Raw genomic sequence first — 9,652 nt, forward strand, 5'->3', positions numbered from 1 at the left:
AATCAGTACACCCCCGAGTCGCTTCGGTCGTGGTTCACGGCGTTCTTGCGGTTGTAAGTGTCGATGATGTCCTGCTCCGTAAATCCGTACCGCTCGGCAAGTGACAAGAGCATTGCGAGCGAGCGTTCGATGCCGTCCTCACGAATCACATCCGCCGCGATGTCCCATGCGGTCAAGTTCTCAACGCCGCAGATGTAATCTTGATACAGGTCGTGTTCGACGACAACGTCAAGATATGCCGTGTGCAGGTCCATCTCGATAAATGCGCCGTTCATCTCGATCATGTGGTTGACGAAACTTAAGTAAAAATGCAACGCATCGACCAGCTCCTCGATAAACGCCTCTCGTCGCATCGGCTTATTGCTCCAATGCTTGAAGTCACCCTTCAATTCGTTCAGACACTCGGCTAACTCGATGCGGTAATACAGTTCGATCCGTCGGAGCGGCAAGTCCGTCACTCCGCTCGCTTGCTTAATCTTCGCGTCCAATACTTCCTGCTTGCCTGCCAACTCGATAAACGCCTGCTCTGATAAAATCATGCCCATCTCTCCTCTTCTTCCGCGATGTATACGTCTTCTTCTAACGTCTGTATCAAGTGCCACAGCTCATCGTCCCCGTCGAATCCCTTGCGCTCCATATACGCTTTCAGTTGCTTCTCCAGCTCTTTCAACGTCTTCAAGTCATCCATGTCGTCATCTCCTTTTATCATTTTTAGTTAGAAATAAGTCAGAAGTTAGTTAGAAACTGCATCAAATACCCAGCCGGTTTCCACGACGAGCAACGTGCCACGATACTTGCATCAAGTCGTCCATGTCGTCATCTCCTTTTGTGGGGTCATTCCGTGGAAGTCATAATTTTATTAGTCAAACCAACGTCGTCTGAACGTTTGATACTCTTTCGTCCGCAATCTCACAATACTCAGCACTCACCTCAAAACCGATGTACTTGCGCCCGTTGAGTAGCGCCATCTTTGCGGTTGTTCCGCTACCCATGAACGGATCAATCACGACGTCGCCGGGATTCGACCATGAAATAATATGATCGTTTGCTAATTGTTCGGGGAATGGTGCGGGATGAAGGCGTTCACTTTTGGATTTAGCAGGGAAAACCCTCCATACGTTCGCACGACGACCAAACGCATTAATCTCTTTTTTACCGTAATTCGATGTTCTGCGAACTGTGCCGTCGGGCTGACGAATTGAGCTGTTTTGAATTTCCCCTGATCGTTTATTAGGTTTGTCTTTTATTACGTTACTAGTGACCGGCTTTCCCTTACTAAAGACAAACATAAATTCGAACGTGTTTTCGTATCTATTCAATGAACCTATCGAGGAACAATTTTGTTTGTCCCATATCATCGTGTCATGTAAATTGAATCCCAACTCTTTAAAGTAGAGTGCTTGTCGGAATGAAGTCCCCGTCTCACTTCCATTAACCGTCGCATCTCCAACAACCCACACAACCACGCCACCGGGTTTGATGACACGCCACAATTCTTGTGCGATTTCCTCGAAATTGAACGAGTAGCCATTGTACAAACGGAGATTGTCGTACGGAGGTGAAGTGACGACTAAGTCGATTGACTCGTCGGGAATGTGTTGGCGCATCCCTTCCGCGCACTCCATGTTGTGTATAACGTTCGTTTGCAAATTCTCACTCTCCTATAAAATTTATCGTTTATGCCCCTTGCCCGTTAAAACGACTTCTCGCACAGCTCGCCGATCTGCTCCGCGTTCATCATCTTCGCCAGTCGGTCGAGCGGCATGAAGTGCTTACGCCTAGGGCGCACCTCGTACCACCCGTTGCCGTAGTCGATGCCGTCTGCGATGACGACGCCCTTGTACTGGATGCGGACGTGCCGTTTGCGGACGTCGTGCGTGATGAGTTGGTAGGTCATTGGTTTTTCTCCGTCAATGCGTCCCTTGCTAAAATTCTCATGTCAGTAGAAGTAAATACACCAATCTTATGTGATTCGATTTTCTTAAGCGCGTCTTCGTACCGCTCAACCTTATCGAGGAGCTCGCAGTAAGTCCCGTATTTCTCAATAAGCCCATTGGCAGCGCCTTCCGTTAGCGCTCCGACCGGATCGTTCTTAATCCATCTCCGGCTTGCTTCTTGCATGATGTAACCGAGTTGATATTGATTTTCTTCGATAAACCTTTGAACTTTATCCATCTCATCCACTCTCCTAGTCTCGTAGTCCCCACAGCCCCATCGCCCCGATCAGGCAGATGAGCAGCAGGGCCGTTCCCGTCTCCGTCCATTCAATCATCGCCGATCGCCGAGCTCCTCCCGTACCACGCTCAACCAATCGAGCGCCGCTGCACTCCGGCTCTTGACCACGCGGCAGTTGTCTTGGAACCACGCGTAGGGGATGCTCTTGCGTTCCTTCTGCGTCCACCAATACCGTAGTTGCTCGGCTGATAAGTAGTACGTCTCGCCCCAGTAGCTGAAGCGGACGAGCAGGAAGGCGATGCCGCCCGCCTTGTCCGTCTCGATGACTGTCGTGTATTGATGATGCTCGATGTTGCCGAGCGGGAAGCTCGTCTTGTTCGCCGTCTGCTTCGTGTCGAACGTGATGTAGTTGCCGTCCGCGATACCGTAAAAGTCAAGCCCTGCCTTGCCCTTGTGGAACGCGTTGACGATTTGCCCGCGCGCTCCCCGTATCGTCTTGACCTCGGCGTGCGCCTGGTGGATCAATGCCTCTTGCCGCATCCGATAGACGTGGTTACTCTGGATGACGAGTTGCTCGAGGTCCTTGCCTCGATTCTTGACGCTCGTGGTCATTTTTCGTCCTCTATAAGATCGGTCTCGACTCGGATTGTCATACCATCTTCTCCGAATAGTTCTTCTGCCGCATCTAGAATATTCGTTTTCGCTTCATCGATCATACGTTTGTTATTATGAACTGCACGAGCCAATTCTCTGTCTTCTTCCAAAATTATTGTTTCCATAATGATGATTGTTCTTGCTCTCATTCCCGCTCCCCCATTTCGTTTTCAATGTCGATGATGCAATCCATCAACCGCTCGTTGTCGTCCTTCAACTCGTCGATGCGATTCTGTAGCGTGATGGCGTAGAAGCCGAGCCCGATGGCGAGCAGTCCGAATAATGTGGTCATTTGCTCAACTCCCTTTCCAATGTGTAGGCAATCGTCGTGCGCTCGATCAACTTGCCGTTCTCGACCAACACCTCGACGTTATGCGTCACGTCTTCGATTTCTTCGCTGCGGGCTGAGAGGTAGTCGCCCCAGACCGCCTTGTCACGGTTCAGGACGCGCTTCTCGATGCGCTTATCTCGCTTCTTGTTCTCGTCTAGCTTCCCGATGACTTCCGATACCTCTTCGGCTTTGAACGCCGTCACAGCGCTTTCTAGGCTTGCTGTCGTCACGTCTGGCATCGTCGGTTCCTCCTTGGCTTCTTTTGGGATGGCGGGTTGTGTGGTTTTCGGTTGCTTGACGACTTTTTGACGGTGCCCCATGTCTTGAAGCACCTTCGTGATTGTCGGGAACGAGACTCCGACGCGTTCCGAAATCTCTTTTCGGGCCATACCTTGCTTGGCGAGCTCCAAGATTTGCTCGTTGCGTTCTTTATTCTTGGCAGCACGCTTGGCGCTGAACTTTCGAGGACCTGGCGCTCGGCGTCCATCCGGTACGGGCCATGATGTGCCGTACGTCTTTTTGATTTTGTAGTAGAGCCGACTGCTGATGTTCAATCGTTCCAGCACGGCGCTGAACGTCACACCGTCTTCGTGGAGCGCCCCGATCTGTCTCGCAAGTTCTTCGCGGTCGTACGGCGAGTTCGAGAAATCTCGTCTCTTTTCGCGTTTCTTCGGCACAATGTCTGCGACGAGCGGTTGAATCGTCTCCTCGCTCACGTTGTAGAGTCGTGCCAGTTCACCGAGTTGCATGCCGTTCTTGTATTGCTTTTGCACCACGTCGATGCGGATTGGCAAGTTCAATGTATCGGTCATGTCGTCTCCTCCTTGTTCCGTATCCAGCCGTGACGATTCAACTCACGGCGCACTGCGTTTCTCGAGCGTCCAAGTGCCTTGGCGACCTGTTCTTGCGACATGCCCCGCTCGACGTAGAGTGTATATAGTCGGCCCACCGGGATCTTGATACGTCTGGCAGCACCCGAGCGTTGTCCGGGCGGCAGGAACTCGACTCCGGCGTCTTGCAGAATCCGCTTTGCTGTCGGTGGCGAGATACAGAACTTGTTGCCGATCGCTTTGAACGAGGCTCCGGCTTCGTACATCTCTTTCATGTCATCGATTTGCTCACGGGACATCACAATCAGGTTCTTCTCACTCAGACGTTTGCGCCAGTGTGATTCCGGCACTTTGATGCCCGCCCGGTTCAACCTGGTGTACAAGGTCTTAAGGATCACGCCGTAATGGAGGGCGATGTCTTCGGGCGACTTCCCTTTGTCGAGCCAGCGTTGAATCTTGGCGTAATCGCGCTTCGTGAACTGGTAATCTTCTTGAGGTCTTCCTGTCCGTGCCATGTCACGGTTTCGCTCCTTTCTCGTAGCCGTATTGTTTAATCATCTCGCTGATCCGTTGCCGGCTCACCCCGAGCTCGTCGGCGATGGCCTGTTGATTCCACCCGCTCGCATACAGACGTTGAACCCGTTCCCGTTGGCTTGCCGTCCGGATGCCGTAGCGTCGGCATAGCGTGTCGACGTAACCGCGATCAATACCGAGCAGAGCCGCGATGTCTTTCCGGCTATATCCTTCCTTGGCAAGGCGTCGGAGTTCTTCCGTCCGTTCCTTCGTCTTCTCGGCCGGGCGTGGCGGGCGTCCTTGCGCCGGTGCCTCCGTGACTTCGCGTTTGGCTGTCCAACCATTAGTCTTAACGAGTGCCTTGACGTCCTTGACCTTGAGGTCCATGAGTCGGGCAATCTGGCTCGGGGTCATGCCGCGCTCGGTCCGTCGTTTGATGAGGTTCAACTGTGTCGCGAGCGGGATATCCTTCTCGGCGACGAGGCTTCCGTGTTCTTCTACGTCATTCATCTTGCCCATCCTCCCAGAGTCCGAACACGTCGGCGATGTAGCCGAGGAGCCGCGCCCGTAGTTTGTAGTACGCCTTGCGTTCGATGCCGAGCAACAACATGACCTGGCTGTCGTTGTAGTCGTGTCGCGGGTTGTAGCGCATGTCCCAGATGTCGACGAGCTGTTGATGCAGTTTTTCCTTGCGAAGTTTCTTGAGTAAGTCGAATTCTTTCTCTTTCAAGCGCAAGTCGTCACGTTTGAGCACCTTCGCTTCGACGGGCGAGGACGGAGCCGCGTGGCTCTGTCCTTCCCGGATGTCGTACGAGGCGATAGACGGCGCGATTTCCGCCTGCATCTTCAAGTTTTCGATGGTCATCGGTAGCGTGTAGTAAGCCCGGAGCAACTTCTCACATTGTCGTTGCTTCGGTTTCAGGTTCGTGTCGATCAATGGTGGTCCTCCTTCTTCTCGACGAGCGCCATATACAACTCGCCGTCACAATAAAAGTCTGTCGAGATGTTGCCAATCTGCACATAGCCTTTCTCGAGGTATTCGACGATGCGACGCTCGAGCAAGTGCCGGCTTCCGCTCTTGAGCAACTGGCGCCCGTTCTTCGAGACGCCGCACACGATTTCGTGCCACTCGCGCTGTTCGGCGGTCGGCTTGCGAATCGTCAACTTTTGGCGTTTCTTTCGGCTCTCGTGTAATGGGACGAAGCGCTTCGGCATGTCCGGCTGAATCTCCGGCTTCTGCGGGATGCGACGGGACGGGTCGGCCGCGCCCATCTCCCTAAGTACATCCTCGACCGTCATCGTGGTGAGGATAAAGTCCTTACGTTCTCGTCGTGTGTCCATTTCGAACCGCTTGGCGATGTCGCTCGCCGAGAGTCCGTTTGCGTGTAGCGTCATAATCATGCGTCTCATCCGTTTGTCCATGAACGATGTACCTCCCAACCGGCTTTTAGGTGACGTTGCAACTCGCCTTGGCTCATGGCGTCATACAAGGTGATCCATACACCTGCCTCACGCCGGACGAGGAACACCTCACGCGTTCCCCGATACCGGACAAAGGTCTGCGGCTTCTTCTTGCGGCGGTTCATTTCAGCACCCACTCGTTCGAGTCGAGCAGGGCGTACAGTTCATCTTCGGAGACGTCCTTGACGTCCTTGATACGGTTGTCAACGATGACGTGGAGCGTCAGCCTGTCAGGAAAGAGCAGATAGCGCGTCGTGCCTTCTGTGCGTTCGTAGTGCATCGTCATTCTCCTTTCAGCAGGTGAGGGTGCTCAAACACATTGCCGATGACTTCGAATGACCTTTGGAAGTTCCAAAATTGATAGTTATCAACTGGCGGCGTCGAATCTCCGATAAAGAAAAAACCGTTTGGAGATAAATCTTCAATCCCTTTAGTTTCTAAGCAATGTGCATAATCATGGATATGGCGTAGCGTGTTTCCGACGAGTTCTTTGACGACAACGTAGTCTTTGTTATGGCAGTAGAAATCGTTAAAACCATATCTCGTGATAGTTGGCGAATGTGGTCCAACGTTTTTTACGATATCTCCCTCATATATCTCGATGCCATTCTTGTCTTTGAGTCCGGTCGAGAACGATACACATTCAGATTTGATTTCGATTAGTGGCAGATTTCCCACATCTCCTGCATACACACTTCCGTCCGGTAACATATACAAGTCGCAATCAGTGATCCATTCATTGTTAACTTTGTCCCATGCTCGATATTTCATCTCAGCGTCCTCCCTTTACCTGTTCAAAGTGTCGTTTCATCTTGATCCGTTCGTTCCGTCGCATGCGCTCAATGCCGTGATGGTCGAGCGTCCGCTTGATGACACGATGGTTGCACTTGAATCGCTTCTGCAACTCGTCCGTGTTCAGACAGTCCTCGAAGTACGCCTTGTAGAATGATGGGAACGGGATGACCCGTGGTTCGATGTGATTTGTCGACCGCGGCTCCAAGGTGGGGCGAACCCACCCGTGACGCTTCACGTAGCGATGGAGGCAACGGCGACTGATATAGTGGCGTGTAGCGATGTCTTCGAGCTTGTCCGTGCTTGTCTCGTAGTCAAGGCGTAACTTCTCGGTCTCTTCAAGGGTGAGGCTCTGTTTCATGCGCCACCTCGCATCTTGGCGAGCATCTCCTCGAGTTCGTGGTCGTCCGGGACGCTCGCGGCGAGTTCCTCTTGGCGACGCTTGTCATGCTCACGTTGCTTCGCCCCTTCTTCCTCGAGCCATTCCGGCACCTTGTGATCTGGGACAGATTGTCTTCCATTTGTCCGTCGCTTCTTCTGCTCGACCAACTTCTCGTAGCCGACGAGGGTCTTGACCTTGTGCTCCTCGTCGAGTCTTTGGAGGATTCCAGCCGCATAGTCCCACTTCTTGCCCTTCTCAAGCGCAAGGTCGATAGCTTTCGTGATGACCTCTGCTTCGAAGCCTTTCTTCAAGAACTTGTCCACGGCGGTGATTACCAGTGGCGGCATGTTTCCGTAATTACTCTGATAATGAGCAACTACCGTTTCCATGAGAGAGTCTTTACTCTTAGTAGAGTTATTCTTAGTAAAGTCATTCTTAGTACTATAATTCTTAGTAGTGCTCGATTTTCCGACTTCGGTTTTTCCGACTTCGGTTTTTCCGACTTCGGATAATCGGTTTTCGGTGACAGGCGTTTCATAGACCGTGGTCTTGTATCCTTGCAACTGACCATTCGCCTGTCGGACCCGCTCCCGCTTGACGTGACCCTCGCTCTCGAGCTCTTTGAAGGCGGTCAGCACTGCGGCTTTGCCGTCCTTATGGTGCTTGGCGATTTCTTCGGTATAGATGACCCAGTCATCCGGAAGGCTCAGCACATAAGCGAGCAAACCTTTCGCTTTCAGAGACAGGTTCGAGTTGTTCAGGAACCCTTTGTCGAGCATGACGAAGTTGTTATCTTTGCGGACGCGGTGGATCCGTTCTTTATCCATGGGTCCCACTCCATTCTTCATAGCGTTTGTATTCGGCGTTCAGGTCGTGCATGAGTTGCGTGATGTCGACATTGGAGCGGGCGAAGAAGATCATCGTCTCCTCGCGCCCGTTCCGGTCATAGTAGAGTCGCAACCACATCAGAACGGCAGGTCATCATCTGACAAGTCGATTTTTCCGCCTACCGAGAACGGGTCGTTCGTAAATGTCGGTTGTGGTTTTTCAGACTTTGTCTCCTGCGCTTGTCCCCATCCACTCGATTGTTGTTGCGACTGACTGCCTCCACCTTTCGATTCGAGGAAGCGGACGCTATCGGCTACAACTTCTGCCCGGTAACGACGCTGTCCGTCTTGGCCTTCATAGCTACTGATTTGTAGGCGACCATCGACGCCGGCCATGTTGCCCTTCTTCAAGTATTGGGCGACGTTCTCGGCCTGTTTGCGCCAGACGACACAGTCGATGAAGTCCGCCTCTTTCTTGCCGTCCTGCCCGGTGAACGGGCGGTCACAGGCTAATGTGAAACGCGTGACGGCGATTCCTGATTGGGTGTACTTCATTTCCGGGTCACGTGTGAGGCGACCGACTAATACGATTCGGTTGATCATTTTGCAAATCTCTCCTTCAAATGTTTTGGCCAGTAAAAGATGTTCACTTTCTCGGTACAGGCCTTTACGTAGGCTTGTTCTTGGTCCCAATTCATGAAGTGCTCGTCGGCTTGCGTGGCAAACTCGACTGGTTCTTCGACTTCGATGGGTTCTTGCTCTTCGAATAGGTTCATTGTCCGTTCACCTCGAAAGGCATCTGTTGATTCGCCTCGATGATGGCCGGTTCGACTTCTGCATCTTGCTTCGTGTCGACGTACGAACTGTCGATGATGCCTTCTTGTGTCACCGAAGACTGGCGGATGGTCGAGACGCTGTTGTCCGCGGCGATGAGCTCTCCGACCGGCTGCAGGTGCCCGTCCTCTCGTTCGATTGACAATGGTGCGGTCTTGAGTAGCTTGAGGATGACAGTCTTGCGAGACATCTCGATGAAGTGATCTTTCCAAGGCCCGAACACGTTGCCCGATTTGTCTTTCGATTTCGTGAAACGGTCCCGGTGTTTCTCGACCTGGTTTCGACTCATGACGACGAAGTCTGAACCACCATCTTTCAAGTGATATACAGCGTAGAAATGGGTGACCTTGTCCGGGTCGTCCTCTCCGTTCGGCACGTGGTGAAGGTCTTTGTTCAGTCCGTATGAGTAATGGAAGTCGTCTCCTTCGTATACCTCATGGGCATATAGCTGTTTGAGCTCTCCCGAGCGACGGGCGAGGTCGATGGCTCCCTTGAATCCGAGTTGGAACTGCGCCTCCATCCGTTTCGTCTTACCGTTCCAGAATGGGAGGATGTAGGCGTGTCCGATGAGGTTCGGTTCGACGCCGAGTGCCGCACAGTTGACGATGGCACCTACGAGCGTCATCGGTTCGCATTCGAACAGTTTCGGATTCCGGCTAGCTGCGTTCAATCCGAGGCGCGTGAGCCGTTCTGGTGTGACATGTTTCGGGACCAGCGACTGAATCGCCTTATAGTTGGCGGCGAGCATACGCTCGAGTCCTTTCTCCGGTGTCAATGCCGGAGTCTGTGCCTGTTGTTGCGTCCGGTTGGCGAGTGCGGCTTTCGCATCTGTTGTGTTTGCCATGATGATTCC

The 9,652-nt window shown here is 52.6% G+C and carries 22 protein-coding genes; all 22 read right to left on the reverse strand.

Going from position 1 to position 9,652, the window contains the following annotated elements:
* Positions 1-2 precede the first annotated feature (2 nt).
* The 22 genes from KNP06_RS09555 to KNP06_RS09660 all read right to left on the reverse strand — a co-directional run bounded on the left by KNP06_RS09555 (position 3) and on the right by KNP06_RS09660 (position 9,643).
* Complete coding sequence (locus KNP06_RS09555) at positions 3-539, reverse strand: dUTP diphosphatase (protein ID WP_214788668.1); 537 nt, start codon at positions 537-539, stop codon at positions 3-5.
* Positions 536-688 (reverse strand): hypothetical protein, encoded by a 153-nt coding sequence (locus KNP06_RS09560; protein WP_214788670.1) that lies wholly within the window; start codon positions 686-688, stop codon positions 536-538. Before KNP06_RS09560 ends, KNP06_RS09555 begins: the two co-directional genes overlap by 4 nt.
* 175 nt (positions 689-863) lie before the next feature.
* Positions 864-1,649 (reverse strand): DNA-methyltransferase, encoded by a 786-nt coding sequence (locus tag KNP06_RS09565; protein ID WP_214788673.1) that lies wholly within the window; start codon positions 1,647-1,649, stop codon positions 864-866.
* A gap of 44 nt (positions 1,650-1,693) precedes the next feature.
* Positions 1,694-1,897, reverse strand: a complete 204-nt coding sequence (locus tag KNP06_RS09570; protein ID WP_214788676.1) for a hypothetical protein — start codon at positions 1,895-1,897, stop codon at positions 1,694-1,696.
* Positions 1,894-2,175, reverse strand: coding sequence for a hypothetical protein (locus tag KNP06_RS09575; protein ID WP_214788679.1), 282 nt, complete (start codon positions 2,173-2,175; stop codon positions 1,894-1,896). Before KNP06_RS09575 ends, KNP06_RS09570 begins: the two co-directional genes overlap by 4 nt.
* A gap of 93 nt (positions 2,176-2,268) precedes the next feature.
* The gene (locus tag KNP06_RS09580) at positions 2,269-2,787 is read right to left on the reverse strand and encodes a Holliday junction resolvase RecU (RefSeq protein WP_214788681.1); all 519 of its coding nucleotides are present in this window, start codon (positions 2,785-2,787) and stop codon (positions 2,269-2,271) included.
* Complete coding sequence (locus tag KNP06_RS09585; RefSeq protein WP_214788684.1) at positions 2,784-2,978, reverse strand: hypothetical protein; 195 nt, start codon at positions 2,976-2,978, stop codon at positions 2,784-2,786. The genes KNP06_RS09580 and KNP06_RS09585 overlap by 4 nt, the downstream gene beginning before the upstream one ends.
* Positions 2,975-3,121, reverse strand: coding sequence for a hypothetical protein (locus tag KNP06_RS09590; RefSeq protein WP_214788687.1), 147 nt, complete (start codon positions 3,119-3,121; stop codon positions 2,975-2,977). The genes KNP06_RS09585 and KNP06_RS09590 overlap by 4 nt, the downstream gene beginning before the upstream one ends.
* Positions 3,118-3,972: a hypothetical protein gene (locus KNP06_RS09595; RefSeq protein ID WP_214788690.1), complete on the reverse strand. Its 855-nt coding sequence runs from the start codon at positions 3,970-3,972 to the stop codon at positions 3,118-3,120. The genes KNP06_RS09590 and KNP06_RS09595 overlap by 4 nt, the downstream gene beginning before the upstream one ends.
* Positions 3,969-4,505 (reverse strand): hypothetical protein, encoded by a 537-nt coding sequence (locus KNP06_RS09600; RefSeq protein WP_214788693.1) that lies wholly within the window; start codon positions 4,503-4,505, stop codon positions 3,969-3,971. The genes KNP06_RS09595 and KNP06_RS09600 overlap by 4 nt, the downstream gene beginning before the upstream one ends.
* Position 4,506: 1 nt before the next feature.
* Entirely contained in the window at positions 4,507-5,013 is a 507-nt protein-coding gene (locus KNP06_RS09605) for a helix-turn-helix domain-containing protein (protein WP_214788696.1), read from the reverse strand.
* Positions 5,006-5,440, reverse strand: a complete 435-nt coding sequence (locus tag KNP06_RS09610; RefSeq protein WP_214788699.1) for a hypothetical protein — start codon at positions 5,438-5,440, stop codon at positions 5,006-5,008. The genes KNP06_RS09605 and KNP06_RS09610 overlap by 8 nt, the downstream gene beginning before the upstream one ends.
* Entirely contained in the window at positions 5,437-5,925 is a 489-nt protein-coding gene (locus KNP06_RS09615; protein WP_214788701.1) for a hypothetical protein, read from the reverse strand. The genes KNP06_RS09610 and KNP06_RS09615 overlap by 4 nt, the downstream gene beginning before the upstream one ends.
* The gene (locus KNP06_RS09620; protein ID WP_214788704.1) at positions 5,910-6,089 is read right to left on the reverse strand and encodes a hypothetical protein; all 180 of its coding nucleotides are present in this window, start codon (positions 6,087-6,089) and stop codon (positions 5,910-5,912) included. The genes KNP06_RS09615 and KNP06_RS09620 overlap by 16 nt, the downstream gene beginning before the upstream one ends.
* A complete protein-coding gene (locus KNP06_RS09625; RefSeq protein WP_214783320.1) occupies positions 6,086-6,244 on the reverse strand; it encodes a hypothetical protein in 159 nt (52 codons plus the stop codon). The genes KNP06_RS09620 and KNP06_RS09625 overlap by 4 nt, the downstream gene beginning before the upstream one ends.
* A gap of 2 nt (positions 6,245-6,246) precedes the next feature.
* Positions 6,247-6,735 carry a YopX family protein gene (locus KNP06_RS09630; protein ID WP_214788707.1) on the reverse strand — a complete coding sequence of 163 codons (489 nt, stop codon included), beginning with the start codon at positions 6,733-6,735 and terminating at the stop codon, positions 6,247-6,249.
* Between the two features lies 1 nt (position 6,736).
* Complete coding sequence (locus KNP06_RS09635) at positions 6,737-7,117, reverse strand: hypothetical protein (RefSeq protein WP_214788710.1); 381 nt, start codon at positions 7,115-7,117, stop codon at positions 6,737-6,739.
* A complete protein-coding gene (locus KNP06_RS09640) occupies positions 7,114-7,965 on the reverse strand; it encodes a helix-turn-helix domain-containing protein (protein ID WP_214788713.1) in 852 nt (283 codons plus the stop codon). The genes KNP06_RS09635 and KNP06_RS09640 overlap by 4 nt, the downstream gene beginning before the upstream one ends.
* Positions 7,958-8,104, reverse strand: a complete 147-nt coding sequence (locus tag KNP06_RS09645) for a hypothetical protein (RefSeq protein WP_214788716.1) — start codon at positions 8,102-8,104, stop codon at positions 7,958-7,960. The genes KNP06_RS09640 and KNP06_RS09645 overlap by 8 nt, the downstream gene beginning before the upstream one ends.
* A complete protein-coding gene (gene ssb / locus KNP06_RS09650; RefSeq protein ID WP_214788718.1) occupies positions 8,104-8,568 on the reverse strand; it encodes a single-stranded DNA-binding protein in 465 nt (154 codons plus the stop codon). The genes KNP06_RS09645 and ssb overlap by 1 nt, the downstream gene beginning before the upstream one ends.
* Positions 8,565-8,741: a hypothetical protein gene (locus KNP06_RS09655; protein ID WP_214788723.1), complete on the reverse strand. Its 177-nt coding sequence runs from the start codon at positions 8,739-8,741 to the stop codon at positions 8,565-8,567. Before KNP06_RS09655 ends, ssb begins: the two co-directional genes overlap by 4 nt.
* A complete protein-coding gene (locus KNP06_RS09660; RefSeq protein WP_214788726.1) occupies positions 8,738-9,643 on the reverse strand; it encodes a recombinase RecT in 906 nt (301 codons plus the stop codon). Before KNP06_RS09660 ends, KNP06_RS09655 begins: the two co-directional genes overlap by 4 nt.
* Between the last annotated feature and the right edge of the window lie 9 nt (positions 9,644-9,652).

Source organism: Exiguobacterium sp. s21, assembly GCF_018617975.1.
Taxonomy (GTDB): Bacteria; Bacillota; Bacilli; order Exiguobacteriales; family Exiguobacteriaceae; genus Exiguobacterium; species Exiguobacterium mexicanum_A.